Genomic DNA, 14,783 nt, shown 5'->3' with positions numbered 1-14,783 from the left:
TGCGGACGCCATGGATCCCACCGCGGCTCTGACCGAGATCGCGACGCTGCTCGAACGGGAGCGGTCGTCTCGGTACAAGTCGAAGGCGTTCCGTGCGGCGGCGGAGGCGATTGCAGGTCTCAGCGACGCGCAACTGGTCGACACCGCCGCACTGCGGCGACGCAAGGGGATCGGCGAGTCCACGCTCGCGGTGATCCAGCAGGCGGTCGCCGGCAAAGTGCCCGACTACCTGCAGGATCTGCGCGAGCGGATCGCTCCCCAGAAGCAGTCGCAGCTTCGCGGGCTGCTCCGCGGCGACCTGCACTGCCACTCCGAATGGTCCGACGGCCTCACCCCGATCGATCTGATGGTCCATGCAGCCCGTGCTCTCGGACACGAGTACCTGGCGTTGACCGATCATTCCCCGCGACTGCGCGTGGCGCGAGGGCTGTCGGCAGTGCGTCTGCGTGAGCAGCTCGAGGTCGTGGCGGGCTTCCGCGATGACCGGTTCACGCTGCTGTCCGGTATCGAGGTCGACATCTTGGACGAGGGGGAGCTCGATCAGGAGGACGGCCTGCTCGACGAACTCGATGTCGTCGTGGCATCCGCCCATTCCAAACTGCGCATGGAGAGCCGCCCGATGACACGGCGTCTGGTCGCGGCCGTCTCGAATCCGAGAGTGGATGTGCTCGGGCATGTGACGGGCCGGCTGATCGCGGGGTCCCGGGGAACGCGGCCGCCCTCGGAGTTCGATGCGCAGGCGGTGTTCGCCGCGTGCGCGGAGCACCGGGTCGCCGTCGAGATCAACTCGCGTCCAGAGCGTGAGGATCCGCCGGACGAGCTGATCGCTGTCGCCCTGGCGGAGGGATGCCTGTTCTCCATCGACTCGGACGCCCACGCGCCCGGGCAGCTGTCGCTGCTCGACGAGGGGGCGGCCCGGGCAGAGCGCGCGGGGGTGCCTGCAGAGCGGATCGTCACGACGTGGCCGCTCGACCGGCTGCGGGAGTGGACGCGACGGGCCTGAGCCGGCCGTCAGGCGCGGGCGGTGATCGCGGCGACCGCGCGGGTCATGGAGGTACCGAGTCCCCACTTCTCTGCAAGGGCGTCGGTGACGGTCGTGTCTGGTGCGCGCAGGCGCGAGTCGACCGGGCCGAGGTCGAGGGTGCGGACGACCTCGACGACGGTGGGGGCGACGGCGAGGTAGTCGAGGGATGCCAGGATCTTGGCGCGCACGCCGGCGGCCATGCCGTCGCCGTCCTGCGCCGCCTGGATGATGCCGGCGAGGTCGCCGTGGCGCGCGAGGAGCGACGCGGCCGTCTTGTCGCCGACGCCGGCGACGCCGGGCAGACCGTCGGACGGGTCGCCGCGGAGGACCGCGAAGTCGGCGTACTGTGTGGGCAGGATGCCGTATTTGGTGACGACCACGGCATCCGTCAGCACTTCGAGATTGCTCATGCCGCGGCCGGTGTAGACGACCCGCACGTCGCGGGCGTCGTCGACGAGCTGGAACAGGTCGCGGTCGCCGGTGATGACGTCGACCGGGAGGGTCGCCTGGGTGGCGAGGCTGCCGATGATGTCGTCGGCTTCGTGTTCGGGGCGGCCGACGATGGGGATGCCGAGCGCGCCGAGCTCCTGGCGGATCACCGGCACCTGTGCTTCGAGCAGGTCGGGCACCTCTTCGACGTCCGCGCCGTTCTCGACCGGGGTCTCCACCCGGTGCGCCTTGTAGCTGGGAATGAGGTCGACGCGCCACTGCGGGCGCCAGTCGTCGTCCCAGCAGGCGACGACGTGCGTGGGCTCGTAGGTCGTGACGAGCTTGGTGATGATGTCGAGCAGACCGCGAGCGGCGTTGATGGGACTGCCGTCGGGCGCGGTCACCTTGTCGGGCACGCCGTAGAACGCGCGGAAGTAGAGGGACGCAGTGTCGAGAAGCATGAGTCGGTCGGCCACGGTTCATCCTGACATGGGGCGCCGACGCCGTGGGGTGGTGCTCAGCAGCCCGGACCGGTGGGGTCTTCGATGCAGGTGTTCTCGACGAGGGCGGTGTGCAGTTCGAGGACCTCGGTGGTCGCGCCGGCGGTCGTCAGCGTGAGGGTGCCCGGAATGTCGAAGAACCCGCCGCCGAGGTCGATGGATGCCGCGTAGTGCACGTCCACGGACGTCGTGTACGTGCCGCGGGTGCCGTAGGCATGGCTGGTCGGGGTGGCGGTGAACTGAGCCTGTCCGAGTGCGGGCCACGTGTTGCCGCCGGTCGTCGTGTGACCCGTGCTGCCGTCGCCGTAGTCGAAGTCGTAGGAGGTGGGGGAGAAGCGCACGTGCAACGGGATGTCGAACAGTTCGCCGGCGACCGTGTGGGTGGTGGCGGGAACGACGAAGTTGACGGGCATGCCCACGATGCCGACGCCCGCGGGCTCGGCGTCGAGCACGGGAGTCGCAGGCGCGAAGATCGCGACGTCTTCGATGGTGATCTCGGGGATCTCGGTCTCGTCGTCGACCTCGGGGTCGGCTGCGGTGCCGACCTCGTCACTCAGGCACCGGGTATTGCCGTTGTCGCAGACCTGCCGGGTCCGTCCGTCCTCGGTTCGGATGGAAGGTGCCACCGGATCGCGGTTCCAGCCGGGCTGGCGTTCCGGCGCGCTGTACCAGCCACCGCCACCGCCCTGATCGGATTCGCCGGGGGTAGTGGAAGAGCCCTCAACTCTGAGTTGCTGACCCTCATTCGTTATGTCGGGACACTCCCCATTGAGCACCTCGAGATTTGTGCATTTTGGAGCACTGGCGGAGGGGGCAGCCATGGCCATCGCTGGGGCCAGTACGACTATCGCGGTTGCTATGCCGATACCTAACGTGCGCACACAGCACCGTCCTGCGCGGTACTGACTCCTTGAACAAGGAGCCCGGTTGGCGATGAGCTTGCATCAACTAGATCGATTGACAGGGCCTGAAGCGGCTCTCGATCGGAGTTCGTACGAGGGGAGCCGTCAGCGTTGAAGAAGAGGACTTCTGAGACGTCCACGCACGCCGTCAGCGTTACCGTGCTGCTCGTGTCCCACGATTGAGGTTTAACGCGAATCACTCGTGCGTCGCCCGACATCGTGACTTGCTCGGCATGAAACTCCGAGTAGGCCTGGCGGTCGAGTTCGTTTAGTTCGCCGGTGCTCCATGCGAAGAGGGCCTCGAACGTGGTTGGGTCGGAGAGATCGATCTGGTTCCCGGCATCTACGTACGCCCTATAGGTCTCCTCGGCGGCGGCGAACGCTTCGGCCTCGGACGCGAAGCCGGTCGGGGTGGGAGTCGGGGTCGGCTCGGGCGTGCAGCCGGCCAGTACGAGCACGGCGGCGATGGCGACGGCGGCACTCCACTTCTTGCCCGGCATGGGTGACACGCTATCGCGCGGCCCCCGACGCGGAGCGCGTTATCCACAGGCGCCCAGCCACGGCATCCCGAATCAAACGCTGGGGAGGAAGCTGCGCGTTCGCCGCACCCGCTCTGCGACGATGGAGGCATGTCATTCGGTCAGGCGGCTGCGCAGCGCGGCATCCGTCCGCCAGCCGATGCTCCGTGCCCGTGCGGAGGCGTCGCGTTCGGCGAGTGCTGCGGACCGGTCCTCGATGGCACTCGGGCCGCGACGGCCGCAGCGCTCATGCGTTCGCGGTACACGGCATTCGCGATCGGTGACGCGGTCCATCTCGAGGCCACCTGGCATCCATCGACTCGTCCTTCGGACATCGATCTCGATGACGGTGTGCGGTGGCAGCACCTTGAGATCCTCGCCACGGATGCCGGTGCAGAAGGCGACCGGCGCGGCACCGTGGAGTTCCGGGCGCACTTCCGTGACGCGGATGGAGCGGCCGGCTCGCTGCACGAGCGCAGCCGCTTCATCCACCGCCGCGACCGCTGGTGGTACCTCGACGGCGACGTCGACAGGTGAGCGCACACCGGCCCCACACGGCAGGCGCCGATTCTGATAGCCTGAGATGTCACTCGTGTGGCTCTATCGCCATGCTCTCGTGACACGCAATCCATGACCATCCGCCTCGGGCTCGGTGGTGTTTGCTCGCCTTCGGGTGAGTGGATGCCGGAGACCAAGTCCATGGCCCGACACCCAAACCCAACAAGGACAACCCACTATATGACTACCGCAACGACCGCCCCGGCCACCAAGCAGGTCGCCATCAACGACATCGGATCTGCTGAGGACTTCCTGGCCGCGGTCGAAAAGACTCTGAAGTTCTTCAACGACGGCGACCTCATCGAAGGCACCGTGGTGAAGATCGACCGCGACGAGGTCCTCCTCGACGTCGGATACAAGACCGAGGGTGTCATCCCCTCGCGTGAGCTCTCCATCAAGCACGACGTCGACCCCAACGAGGTCGTCAAGGTCGGCGACGAGGTCGAAGCGCTCGTTCTCCAGAAGGAGGACAAGGAAGGCCGCCTCATCCTCTCCAAGAAGCGCGCGCAGTACGAGCGTGCCTGGGGTGACGTCGAGAAGATCAAGGAGAACGACGGTGTTGTCACCGGTTCCGTGATCGAGGTCGTCAAGGGCGGTCTCATCGTCGACATCGGCCTGCGCGGCTTCCTGCCGGCATCGCTCATCGAGCTGCGCCGCGTCCGCGACCTGACCCCGTACCTGGGTCAGGAGATCGAGGCCAAGATCCTCGAGCTGGACAAGAACCGCAACAACGTCGTGCTCTCGCGCCGTGCGCTGCTCGAGCAGACGCAGTCCGAGTCGCGCTCGAACTTCCTCAACAACCTGCACAAGGGCCAGGTCCGCAAGGGCACGGTCTCGTCGATCGTCAACTTCGGTGCGTTCGTCGACCTGGGCGGCGTGGACGGCCTCGTGCACGTCTCCGAGCTGTCGTGGAAGCACATCGAGCACGCCAGCGAGGTCGTCGAGGTCGGCCAGGAGGTCACCGTCGAGATCCTCGAGGTCGACCTGGACCGCGAGCGCGTCTCGCTGTCGCTCAAGGCGACCCAGGAAGACCCGTGGCAGGTCTTCGCCCGCACCCACGCGATCGGTCAGGTCGCTCCGGGCAAGGTCACCAAGCTCGTTCCGTTCGGTGCGTTCGTGCGCGTCGCGGACGGCATCGAGGGCCTCGTGCACATCTCCGAGCTGTCGGGCAAGCACGTCGAACTCGCCGAGCAGGTCGTGTCGGTCGGCGAAGAGGTCTTCGTCAAGATCATCGACATCGACCTCGAGCGTCGGCGCATCTCGCTGTCGCTGAAGCAGGCCAACGAGTCGGTCGACCCGTTCGGCACCGAGTTCGACCCGGCCCTCTACGGCATGGTCACCGAGTACGACGAGAACGGGGAGTACAAGTACCCCGAGGGCTTCGACCCGGAGACCAACGCCTGGCTCGAAGGCTTCGACGCCCAGCGCGAGAAGTGGGAGCAGGAGTACGCCGCCGCCCAGGGTCGCTGGGAGGCGCACAAGGCCGCTGTCGCCAAGGCCGCCGAGGCCGAGGCAGCTGCTCCGGCGGAGACCGGTGGCTCGACGTTCTCGAGCGACTCGGCTTCGGCCGGCACGCTGGCCGACGACGAGGCTCTCGCCGCACTGCGCGAGAAGCTGTCGGGTCGCTGATCCAGCACTGAACCGCACAGACGGCCGGGACCTTCGGGTTCCGGCCGTCTCTGCGTTCGTGGGGACCACGCGCCGCGGCGGGGCACAGAATCCTGCCACCCAGGCGATAACGTCAGAGGGTGACGATGACCGGACGGGTGGCCGTGCCCAAGCGGGTCCTCGGCGCCAGTCGTGACCGTTCGATCCTGTTGAACCAGGTGCTGCTGGGATCGGTCGTGGTATTCGCGGCCGTCGTCGTGTCGCTGTTCGGCGTGGTGCAGGACGTGACCCTCATGACCGTGGGCGTCACGCTCGTCTTCATTGCGACCGGTGCCGCGTTCGTCGTGCCGTGGACCCGAACGCCGCCCACGCTGATGCTGGTTCTGCCGCTCATCGACATCGCCGCGATCGCCATGATGCGGGGCGCTGCACCGGCGGGCGGTCTCGGCCTGCTGTGGGCGTTTCCCGTGATGTGGATCGCGGCGGCGTTCGGGGTATGGGGCGCGCTGTTCGGGGTGGTCGTGATCTCGGTCACCTACTGGACGCTCGTCGCCACCGAGCCGACCCAGTCCATGACCCCTTCCACCATCCTGCTCCCCGTCATGATCGCCGGGCTCGCGATCAGCGCCGCATTCGGGTCACGGCGTGCGTTCGCCCAGCGCGTCCTCCTCGACAAGCAGTCGCGGCTGTTGCAGCGCTCGGTCGATCGTGCGCGTCGCCAGGAAGACCTCGTCACCGAAGTGCTGCAGGCCGTGGACTTCGGAGTCATCCGGTTGACGCCCGACGGCTCGCTGGTGGTCACCAATGAGGCCCATGCGCGGCTGCAGCGGGCTGTCGAGGGCGACGTTCGGGCCTACGCGGCAGACGGCATCACCCTGCTCGACCCCGAAGACCTTCCCCTCGCGCGTGCGCGTCGCGGGGAGGAGTTCGAAAATGCGCTGGTCTGGCACGGCGATCCGGGTGCCGAAGAGCGCCGCGCCCTGCGATCCACGGCACGACGGCTCATCGACAAGGATCTGTCGGATGCCGGGATGCTCATCGTCACGCTTGACGTGACCGCCGAGGAGCTCGCCTTGCGCTCGCGTGAGGATCTCATCGCGTCGGTGTCGCACGAGCTGCGCACCCCGCTCACCTCGATTACCGGATACGTGGAGCTCGCCCTCGACGACCCGAGCCTCTCGCCGGCCACGCGGCGCAGTCTGGAGGTGGTCGAGCGCAATGCCGGCCGGTTGCTCGACCTCGTATCGGATCTGCTCACTGCATCGGCAGCTTCTCGCATGGGCGTCGCGTTGTCATTGCACCTCGAGTCGACCGACGTATCGGCCATCGTGATGGCAGCCGTTGAGGCGGCAGGGCCGCGGGCGGCAGAGCGTCGGGTCACGATCGACACCAAGGCCGTCGACACCGTACACACGCGCGCCGATCCGCACCGGCTGCGACAGGTGGTCGACAATCTGCTGTCGAACGCGATCAAGTACAACCGGATCGCCGGTCGCGTGGAAGTCGGACTCACCGACGACGGCACTCACGTCTGGATCGTGGTGAGCGATGACGGGCCGGGCATTTCAGAGAGTGAACTGCCACGACTGTTCGAGCGGTTCTTCCGCTCCGAACTCGTCCGCCGATCGACCACGCACGGCAGCGGGCTGGGGCTGGCGATCAGCCGTGAGATCGTCCGAGCGCACGGCGGCGAGATCACCGTGCGCACCGCGATCGGCGAAGGGGCCGCCTTCGTCGTCCGGCTACCGGCTTCGGCCGAGGAAGAGGCCCCCTGATGACGATCGACGCCTTCACCGTGAACATGCTCGTGGCCATCGTCACCATGACCGCCGGCACGCTTTACCTTCTCGAGACCATGCTGCGTCGCGAAGTCGGGCCAGGTCGCGTGTGGGCCCTCGGCTTCCTCAGCGGCATGCTCACCGTCGTCGCCTATCTGCTTTGGCAGGGCACCGCCGACCCGTGGGTCGCGATCGCGATCGGCAACGCAGCGTTGGTGTCGACGCTGGGCTGCTTCTGGTTGGGATGCCGGAGCTTCAACGCCCACCGGGTGCGCCCCGCCGGTGCGGTGGTCGGCGCGGTGGCGATCGTGCAGCTGGTTGTGACGCTGGCCGCGGGGCCGGACGGCGGTGACTGGGCGGGCGCGGTCCTTCTCTTCTTCGGCGTCGCGGTCTTCGCCGGGCTCGCATCCGTGGAGTCACGGCGCGCCGGCATGGGTGCGATCTGGAGTTCGCTGGGATTCACGATCGTGTTCGCCTTCGTGGCCGCCTATTACTTCGTGCGAGCGATCGTCCTGTGGGTGGAGGGGCCCGAAGGATCGCTGTTCACGACATGGTTCAACTCCAGCATCACGGGGATCGTCTCGATCGTGCTCACGATCGTCGCGCTGACGACGGCGACGATGCTCCGCACCGGCCGGGTCACCGTGCGCCAAGATGCGGAGCACGCGACGCTTCAAGTCACCCCTGCGGGCGTTCTCAGCGCGCCGTCATTCGAGACGGCTGTGGGCAGCGTCCTGTCGCGTGCACGCGGAGAGGAGGCATCGTGTGCCGTGGCCTCTGTACGCATGGACGATCTGGCGCAGATCGGGGTGGCGTTCGGCACCGTCGAGGAAGAGTCGATCGCGACGCAGTGGCATACCGGCATCCGGCGATATGCACCCGTATTCGCGCTGGTGGGCGACGGTGACGAGGCGTCCGTGCTGATCGCGTGGCAGCCCGCCTCGCCAGGTGACGCGCGCCGCGTCGCCGGCCGCATTCAGCGTCGGCTGCTCGACGACTTCGCCGAGCGAGGAAGTGCCGTGATCCCGGCGGTGGGGGTCGGGATCGCGTTCAGCGATGACGTCGGCTACGACCCGGGCGCGCTGATCGATGCGGCTCAGGATGCCGCCCGGCGCTCCTCGACGAGTCCGGACGCCTCGGTGATCGTCGCTGAGGCTGGCGACGACCGGGCTGCGCCGATCAGAGGGTGAGGCGGTAGCCGACGCCGCGAACGGTCTCGATCCAGCGTGGCTGTGCGGCTGACTCGCCGAGCTTGCGTCGCAGGTTCGCCACGTGCACCTCGATCGCGCGCGCGTCGTGCTCGCTGACGAAGCCGCCCGCGTGGCTGTCACCGCGCAGCATGAGTGCCAGTGCGTCTTTGCCGATGACGCGTCGTCCGGCGCTGAGCAGCTCCTCCAGGACGTCGAACTCGCTGCGTGTGAGATCCAGCGGGGCGTCATCGGCGGTGGCGACGCGCATGTCCGGATGCAGCCGCAGCCCCTTGTGCTCCAGCCACCCGGGTTCGTCGGGTGACGGTGACGTGTCGGCGACCGATTCCGGAGGCGCGACCTCGCCGGGGCCGAGTGTGCGCGGACGCCGCAGCATCGCTTCGATGCGTGCGCGCAGTTCGCGCGGGCGGAAGGGCTTGGTGAGGTAGTCGTCGGCACCGGCTTGCAAGCCCTGAAGGGTGTCGATCTCATCGGCGCGCGCGGTGAGCATCACGATGTAGGTCGCGCTGATCGAGCGGATGCGTTTGGCGGTCTCGAAGCCGTCCATGCCGGGCAGGCTGATGTCCAATGTCGTGACGATGGGCTGATGCTGCCGGATGAGTTCCAGTCCGTCGATCCCGGTTCCCGCTGGGTAGACCCGGAACCCCGCCTGATCGAGGACGTCGGTGATGAGGGAACGGATGTCGGGATCATCTTCGATGACGACGGCGACTTGTGAGTCCGGCACCGGCAGTTCCTCCGTCTGCCGGTGAGACGACGCGTGCGGGGCACCGGCACCCGTGATGATATCCCAGAAGCCGCTGTCGAATGCGTGGCTCACCGCGGTCGCCCGGCCGGGACGGGACCCCGCGTGAACCAGGTGCTCCCCACTCCGGCCGGTCACGGGCATACCACCGACTCACCGGTCTTGTCGCTGACAACGACGAAATACATGATCCCGGTGTTCCATTGCGTGGTGCGGCCCTTCACCGTCGGGAGACTCGCGCACGTCCAGCCGCCGGCGGGGGTGAACTGTGCTCCGGTGCGGACGCCGGCATTCGACCATGACATCGGCGGCGTGCTGCCTGTGGCTGCGGTCAGGTCAACGGTGAAATCTACGTACTCAGCCTGTGAGGGTGTGGCGAAGGTGATGTAGTAGTTGCGGATGACCTTGGCGCCGTCATTCCAACCCTCCACTCTGATCCCTGCGACCTCGCACGAGGACAGCTTGACGCCTCCCTGCCCCCACGCGGTGCAGGTGCCCTTAGCCGCGGCCCATGTACCGGAAGTGGCGGTCGCGGTGACATAGACCCGGTCGGTCCAAGCGGCCTGAGTTGAGGAAGTCGCTCCGGTCCCCGCAGCGATGCCGACGACAGCGAGCACAGCAAGACCGAAGGCGACAAACCGGCCCCGTGTCATGATTCGTCCTCTTCCTGAGCTCTGCGGCGCCGCGCGATGAGCACGATGACGAAGCCGCCGACGATCGCGGCGATTCCGGCGCCGAGTGCTCCTGAGGCCAGTGTTGCGCCGGTCGACGGAAGCGTGGCATCCGCTTCGATGAACGTGATGGACCCGCTGGCGGACGCGGTTGCACCCTGGTCGAGCTGGTTGGGCATGGTGATGGTGGCGCGGATCTCGTGGGTTCCGGATGCCAAGGTCGTGCCGACGAGGTCTTGCCACCGCGTGCAGTCGGTGTCGGTGCAGAGTCGGATGTTCCAGTCGGCGTCGACGCCGGCCGTGGTCCATTCCGTCGCGGCCACGCGCGCACGCTGGGACACCGTGACCTCCTGGATGACTGCCCGGCTTTCGCCGGGAAGCATGGTCTGGAGGTTGACGTCGACCGGCTGTGCGACGGTCGCGGCGACAGGGGCGATGGATGCTGCGCCGAGCACCGCACCGATGATCATCGCGGGCACGAGCGTGCCGAGTGCGCGACGGAAGCAGATGGTCATGGGTTCACCGCGACGGCGGAATGTGCCCGGCGCTGGGGCGCCGGCGGAATGAGGAGCGAGAGCCCGAGCAGCGAGCCGAGGCCGATGAGGAGCGGCATGACCACCGCGGGAGTGGTGATGCGGGTGACGACGGTTCCCATGCCGGCGAGCTGTGCGGTGGGCTTCCAGACCGAGGCCCCGACGGCGTAGTCCAGCGCGTCGGAGAACTCGTTGTTGTCGCCTTTCATCGAGATTGCGAACTGACCTGTGCCGGTCTGTTCGATGCTCTCGATGCGGTGGGTGACCAGCGATTCGGTGAGCTCGGACGGCAGGCTCACGACGTCACCGACCCGCAGGTCGGCGGTGTCGGCCTTCGTCGCGATGAGCAGATCACCGGTCATGATGCCGGGCTCCATCGAGCCTGAGATGACCACGAGCGGCTTGATCACGCCGGCGGCGGTGGCGCCCCAGACGAGTCCGCAGAGGATACCGACGCCCGCGAGCAACCACAGCAGGCCGAGGGAGAGGCGGCGAAGCAGCTGCATTATGGCGTGTCCTTGTCTGGGATGTGCGTACGTGCTTGTCGTGCGAGCGGCGGCAGGACGCTGTGTGCGTCCCGCCGCCGGGAGGATCAGTCGTTGGTGGCTTCGCCGGAGACGGTCACGATGATGGTCGCCGTCTTACCTTGGTTGGCCACATCCCAGTTCTCCGGCGCGGTCACGACGAGCTGGAAGTCGTCATTTGCGCCGCTTGCGAGGCTGCCGGCCAAGCCGACCACCGACGCGGTGGGGTTGGTGGCGAACGTCGTACCGGTGAACCTCACCGACGAGGTGATTGCCGCGCCGACCGAGCTGTCGTTCAGTACGGCCAGGTCGATGGTGCGGACCTCGCCGGGGAGCAGGTTGGCGAGCTTACCGGCCGGGATGGTCAGCTCGATGCTGGACTCGGTCTTGCTCTCCTTCCACGTGGTCCCGCCGTCGGTCGAGCCCTGCAGGTTGAAGGTCGCCGCCTCGGCCTGCGCGGAGAAGAAGACGTTGTCGGTCCATGCGGCGCTGGTGGCGGCTGCGCCGATGCCGCCCACGGCGAGCGCGGCGAGCGCGAACGCGATGATGGGGCGACGCTTGTTCTTGCGCGGCTCGTCGGCAGTGGCGACCGGGGTGGTGGTGTTCTCGATCATCATGTGACCTTCCGAAGTTCGGGGGGAATCGTCGGGGTCCCACGCCCCGCTCGGTCGCTGTGTTCCGGCGACACTTCGAAGCTATGGACAGCGCCTCAACGCCCCCGCAGTCCAACCTCAAGTTCACCTGAGGTTCTGCTCATCGTTCGCCTGCATGGCACGATGAAGGCATGCCCCTCGTCGCGCTCACCGGTGGAATCGCGTCCGGTAAATCCACGATCTCGCGCCGGCTCGCCGAGCATGGTGCGGTCATCGTCGACGCAGACCAGATCGTGCGCGACGTGCAGTCGCCCGGATCGCCGGTACTGACCGAGATCGCCGAGGTGTTCGGACCCTCAGTGATCCGCGACGGCGCGCTCGATCGCGCCGCGCTCGGTGCGATCGTCTTCGGTGACGAGGCGGCACTGGCGCAGTTGAACGGAATCGTGCATCCCGCCGTCCGGGTCGCATCACAGCGCCGCTTCGACGAAGCCCTCTCCGCTGATCCGGATGCCGTGGTCGTCTACGACGTCCCCCTGCTCGTGGAGGCACGCGTCGACGATCCCTGGGAGCACGTCGTGGTCGCCGACGCGCCGGCCGACCTGCGTCACCGCCGGCTCGTAGAGCTGCGTGGCATGACGGCGGAAGAGGCCACCGCCCGCATCGCGGCACAGGTGTCCGACGAGCGACGCCGCGCGATCGCCGATGTCATCATCGACACCTCCGGCGCGATCGAGCACACCCTCGCACAGACCGATCGGCTGTGGGCGCGCCTGACCGGCGCCGCCGGCTGACCCGATCAGACGGCCGGCTGGCGGCGTTCCTGCCGTATGCGGCCCCGACGACGCAGCAGCCACACCACGACGACGATCAGCCCGACCAGCAGCAGCAGTGCGATGACCGGTACGAAGATCGCCGTCACCGCCAAGCCGAACGATGACACATCCTCCGCTGTCGATACGAGCGGCGCCGCCAGTCCCGCGGTGGCTACGTTCGCCACCGGTCGAACTGCGGCTTTCACGAAGTGCACGGCCAAGGCGATCACGATCCCTATCGCGATCGGCACCCACGCATGGTTCGCGAACAGCGCGGATGGATCGTCCAGCTGCAGCGACTCCGCGCTCGACCCGGCGCCGAACACGATTCCGCCCGACACCGGACGAACCGCGGTCTGCAGTACGTCATTGATCGAATCGACCGCCGGCACCTTGTCGGCGATGATCTCTACGATGAGCAGGATGCCGGTGATCCACAGCGCGACATCGCTCGACAGCCACGCCCACGCGGCAGGCAGCTCGAACCCCGGGACGAATCGATCGACCAGCCCGAGTATGAACAGCGGCATCCACGCATTCAGGCCGGCGGCGGCCGCCAGGCCGGTGCCGACGAGGAACTCCACGCGCCCAGCCTAGGTGCATGCGCCCGCGCTCAATGCGCAATGTCGGTGGTGACTGCGATCATGGGTGCAGCCAGAGCCCGACAGTGTCGAACCAATGTCTGAGGTCGATGCGACACTGGGCGTAGAAGATCTAAGGGGGAGTGATGGGGGTGGATGCCACGGTCACCACGGCCACGACCCGTGCCCTCATGGACGAGATCGTCGCACTCGAGACCCAGAAGGCGACGATCGAAGCGTCGATCGAGAAGTCGATGGCGGCGCTCGCCGATCAGATGGACGAGGCGATCCGCCGCCTCCCGTCAGATCGGCAGGCGGCGGAGATCCCGCTGCGCGATATCTGCGCGCGTCTCGCCGCCCGCTTGCGCGTTTCGGACAGGACGATCCAGGGGCGCATGCTCACCGCCCAGACTCTCCTGAACGAGTACCCCACGATCGTGGAGGCATGGCACGACGGGCGCATCTCGCGCGGTCATGTGCGTGTGATCACCGAAGCCGGCGAGCGCCTCAGCGACCCCGAGGTGCGGGCGACATTCGAACAGCATCTGCTGCGCGTCGCCGAGGAAGAGAGTGTCGCCCGCACGCGACCGGTCGCCGAGATCATGGCCGAGCGCCTCAACCCCGTACCCTTCGCCGAACGTCACGCGTATGCGCGCGCACGACGCACGATGCAGCTGCGCCCGCTGCGTGACGCGATGTCACGCCTGACCCTCGACGTGCCGACGGTCATCGGCCAGGGCATCTTCGACCGCGCGACACAGCTCGCCAAGACGGAACGGTTTCAGTTCGACGGGAATGTGGTGCGTGAGCTGGCCCAGAAGCAGTCGATGCTCGAAGTCGCTCTCACCGTACGAGTGAGGACGGACCTCGTCGCGCTGTCCGTCGGGACTGTCGAGTTCGTCCGCGAAGGCGCGATGCCTAACGAAGATACGACCGGCGCAGCGCCGATCGACGAGGTCCCGCCGCGCCAGGCGTCGATTGGTGAGGCGTCGATTGGTGAGGCGCCGGCCGCCAGCGCCGGAGAGCGCGCGACAGATCGCCCCGTCCCGCGCGTCAAGGACCCGCGTACCCTCGATCAGCGTCGCGTCGATGTCGCGGCAGAACTGCTGCTCACCGGCATCCCGATCGGCATCGACCCCGAGTCAGCGCTGAACATCACCACGACGGTCCGGGTCACGGTGCCGGTCCTCACGCTCGTCGGCGACGACGTCGAGCCTGGGCTCGCACCCGCCGAACTCGCCGGTCGCGTCCCCATCGACCCGGCCACCGCGCGGCGCCTCGTCGCGAAGGCGTCGGGGTGGGACCGTGTGCTCACCCATCCCGTCACGGGAATGGTGCTCGCGGTCGACCGCTATCGTCCGACGGCCGCGCAGCGGCGCTACCTCGATGCGCGCGACATGCAGTGCCGGTTCTTCGGCTGCACCAGGCCCGTCCATGAATGCGATCATGACCACACCATCGAATACTCCCGTGGCGGGCCGACCGACGTGCGATGTCTGGCCGACGAATGCAAGCGACATCATCCCCTCCGACATCACAGCGAATGGATCGTGATCCCTCGAGCCGACGGCGTGTTCGAGTGGATTGATCCTGGCGGTCGCCGCTACCGCGACAGGCCGGCACCCACGGTCGGGTTCCTTCCCGACTCCTTCTTCCAAGCGCAGCATCGCCGCGACGGCCTGGCACGGCAAGATGACGGCGGTCCCGCACCGTTCTGAACATACGGCGGTCCCGCGCCGTTCTGAACATACGGCGGTCCCGCACCGTTCTGAACATGGAGCGCCTGATCTGAACAT

At 67.5% G+C, this 14,783-nt stretch carries 16 protein-coding genes; 7 read left to right on the top strand and 9 right to left on the bottom strand.

What is annotated here, in order from left to right:
• The first annotated feature begins 10 nt into the window (after window positions 1-10).
• The gene (locus BKA10_RS05805) at window positions 11-1,003 is read left to right on the top strand and encodes a PHP domain-containing protein (protein WP_183499021.1); all 993 of its coding nucleotides are present in this window, start codon (window positions 11-13) and stop codon (window positions 1,001-1,003) included.
• A gap of 8 nt (window positions 1,004-1,011) precedes the next feature.
• On the opposite strand, the gene BKA10_RS05800 is transcribed toward BKA10_RS05805, so the two are convergent.
• The 3 genes from BKA10_RS05800 to BKA10_RS05790 form a co-directional block, all read right to left on the bottom strand.
• A complete protein-coding gene (locus BKA10_RS05800; protein ID WP_183499020.1) occupies window positions 1,012-1,929 on the bottom strand; it encodes a 5'-3' exonuclease H3TH domain-containing protein in 918 nt (305 codons plus the stop codon).
• Window positions 1,930-1,970: 41 nt separating this feature from the next.
• Window positions 1,971-2,579, bottom strand: coding sequence for a hypothetical protein (locus BKA10_RS05795; protein WP_183499019.1), 609 nt, complete (start codon window positions 2,577-2,579; stop codon window positions 1,971-1,973).
• Between the two features lie 242 nt (window positions 2,580-2,821).
• Window positions 2,822-3,355, bottom strand: coding sequence for a hypothetical protein (locus BKA10_RS05790; RefSeq protein ID WP_183499018.1), 534 nt, complete (start codon window positions 3,353-3,355; stop codon window positions 2,822-2,824).
• Between the two features lie 129 nt (window positions 3,356-3,484).
• Between BKA10_RS05790 and BKA10_RS05785 the strand changes: the two genes are divergently transcribed.
• The 4 genes from BKA10_RS05785 to BKA10_RS05770 all read left to right on the top strand — a co-directional run bounded on the left by BKA10_RS05785 (window position 3,485) and on the right by BKA10_RS05770 (window position 8,507).
• On the top strand, window positions 3,485-3,910 hold the full coding sequence (locus tag BKA10_RS05785; protein WP_183499017.1) for a YchJ family protein: 426 nt from the start codon (window positions 3,485-3,487) through the stop codon (window positions 3,908-3,910).
• 201 nt (window positions 3,911-4,111) lie between these two features.
• Entirely contained in the window at window positions 4,112-5,560 is a 1,449-nt protein-coding gene (gene rpsA, locus BKA10_RS05780; RefSeq protein ID WP_183499016.1) for a 30S ribosomal protein S1, read from the top strand.
• 125 nt (window positions 5,561-5,685) lie between these two features.
• Entirely contained in the window at window positions 5,686-7,314 is a 1,629-nt protein-coding gene (locus tag BKA10_RS05775) for a sensor histidine kinase (RefSeq protein WP_241739980.1), read from the top strand.
• Window positions 7,314-8,507 carry a nucleotidyl cyclase domain-containing protein gene (locus tag BKA10_RS05770; RefSeq protein WP_183499014.1) on the top strand — a complete coding sequence of 398 codons (1,194 nt, stop codon included), beginning with the start codon at window positions 7,314-7,316 and terminating at the stop codon, window positions 8,505-8,507. The genes BKA10_RS05775 and BKA10_RS05770 overlap by 1 nt, the downstream gene beginning before the upstream one ends.
• On the opposite strand, the gene BKA10_RS05765 is transcribed toward BKA10_RS05770, so the two are convergent.
• From BKA10_RS05765 to BKA10_RS05745, 5 genes are all read right to left on the bottom strand, one after another.
• Window positions 8,497-9,252, bottom strand: coding sequence for a response regulator (locus BKA10_RS05765; RefSeq protein ID WP_248198928.1), 756 nt, complete (start codon window positions 9,250-9,252; stop codon window positions 8,497-8,499). The genes BKA10_RS05770 and BKA10_RS05765 overlap by 11 nt on opposite strands.
• Before the next feature lie 152 nt (window positions 9,253-9,404).
• Window positions 9,405-9,923, bottom strand: coding sequence for a hypothetical protein (locus tag BKA10_RS05760; RefSeq protein ID WP_183499012.1), 519 nt, complete (start codon window positions 9,921-9,923; stop codon window positions 9,405-9,407).
• Window positions 9,920-10,456 carry an LPXTG cell wall anchor domain-containing protein gene (locus BKA10_RS05755; protein WP_183499011.1) on the bottom strand — a complete coding sequence of 179 codons (537 nt, stop codon included), beginning with the start codon at window positions 10,454-10,456 and terminating at the stop codon, window positions 9,920-9,922. The genes BKA10_RS05760 and BKA10_RS05755 overlap by 4 nt, the downstream gene beginning before the upstream one ends.
• Window positions 10,453-10,980 (bottom strand): signal peptidase I, encoded by a 528-nt coding sequence (locus BKA10_RS05750; protein WP_183499010.1) that lies wholly within the window; start codon window positions 10,978-10,980, stop codon window positions 10,453-10,455. The genes BKA10_RS05755 and BKA10_RS05750 overlap by 4 nt, the downstream gene beginning before the upstream one ends.
• Window positions 10,981-11,066: 86 nt before the next feature.
• Window positions 11,067-11,615, bottom strand: a complete 549-nt coding sequence (locus tag BKA10_RS05745; RefSeq protein WP_183499009.1) for a hypothetical protein — start codon at window positions 11,613-11,615, stop codon at window positions 11,067-11,069.
• 167 nt (window positions 11,616-11,782) lie between these two features.
• Between BKA10_RS05745 and coaE the strand changes: the two genes are divergently transcribed.
• On the top strand, window positions 11,783-12,385 hold the full coding sequence (gene coaE / locus BKA10_RS05740) for a dephospho-CoA kinase (RefSeq protein ID WP_183499008.1): 603 nt from the start codon (window positions 11,783-11,785) through the stop codon (window positions 12,383-12,385).
• Window positions 12,386-12,390: 5 nt separating this feature from the next.
• Here the strand turns inward: coaE and BKA10_RS05735 are convergent, their stop codons facing one another.
• Complete coding sequence (locus BKA10_RS05735; protein WP_248198931.1) at window positions 12,391-12,990, bottom strand: DUF4126 family protein; 600 nt, start codon at window positions 12,988-12,990, stop codon at window positions 12,391-12,393.
• Window positions 12,991-13,133: 143 nt separating this feature from the next.
• Between BKA10_RS05735 and BKA10_RS05730 the strand changes: the two genes are divergently transcribed.
• A complete protein-coding gene (locus tag BKA10_RS05730; RefSeq protein ID WP_183499007.1) occupies window positions 13,134-14,705 on the top strand; it encodes a DUF222 domain-containing protein in 1,572 nt (523 codons plus the stop codon).
• The last annotated feature ends 78 nt before the right edge of the window (window positions 14,706-14,783 follow it).

The sequence above is a fragment of the Microbacterium invictum genome, assembly GCF_014197265.1.
In the GTDB taxonomy this organism is placed as follows: Bacteria; Actinomycetota; Actinomycetes; order Actinomycetales; family Microbacteriaceae; genus Microbacterium; species Microbacterium invictum.
Note: the sequence above shows the minus strand (reverse complement) of the source record. Positions and strands in the feature narration are given on the sequence as shown.

Excerpts from the sequence above, each read along its gene's own strand:
- BKA10_RS05805 (WP_183499021.1), top strand. The coding sequence starts at position 11 with ATGGATCCCACCGCGGCTCTGACCGAGATCGCGACGCTGCTCGAACGG.
- BKA10_RS05790 (WP_183499018.1), bottom strand. The coding sequence starts at position 3,355 with ATGCCGGGCAAGAAGTGGAGTGCCGCCGTCGCCATCGCCGCCGTGCTC.
- BKA10_RS05785 (WP_183499017.1), top strand. The coding sequence starts at position 3,485 with ATGTCATTCGGTCAGGCGGCTGCGCAGCGCGGCATCCGTCCGCCAGCC.
- rpsA (WP_183499016.1), top strand. The coding sequence starts at position 4,112 with ATGACTACCGCAACGACCGCCCCGGCCACCAAGCAGGTCGCCATCAAC.
- BKA10_RS05775 (WP_241739980.1), top strand. The coding sequence starts at position 5,686 with ATGACCGGACGGGTGGCCGTGCCCAAGCGGGTCCTCGGCGCCAGTCGT.
- BKA10_RS05770 (WP_183499014.1), top strand. The coding sequence starts at position 7,314 with ATGACGATCGACGCCTTCACCGTGAACATGCTCGTGGCCATCGTCACC.
- BKA10_RS05760 (WP_183499012.1), bottom strand. The coding sequence starts at position 9,923 with ATGACACGGGGCCGGTTTGTCGCCTTCGGTCTTGCTGTGCTCGCTGTC.
- BKA10_RS05755 (WP_183499011.1), bottom strand. The coding sequence starts at position 10,456 with ATGACCATCTGCTTCCGTCGCGCACTCGGCACGCTCGTGCCCGCGATG.
- BKA10_RS05750 (WP_183499010.1), bottom strand. The coding sequence starts at position 10,980 with ATGCAGCTGCTTCGCCGCCTCTCCCTCGGCCTGCTGTGGTTGCTCGCG.
- BKA10_RS05745 (WP_183499009.1), bottom strand. The coding sequence starts at position 11,615 with ATGATGATCGAGAACACCACCACCCCGGTCGCCACTGCCGACGAGCCG.
- coaE (WP_183499008.1), top strand. The coding sequence starts at position 11,783 with ATGCCCCTCGTCGCGCTCACCGGTGGAATCGCGTCCGGTAAATCCACG.
- BKA10_RS05730 (WP_183499007.1), top strand. The coding sequence starts at position 13,134 with ATGGGGGTGGATGCCACGGTCACCACGGCCACGACCCGTGCCCTCATG.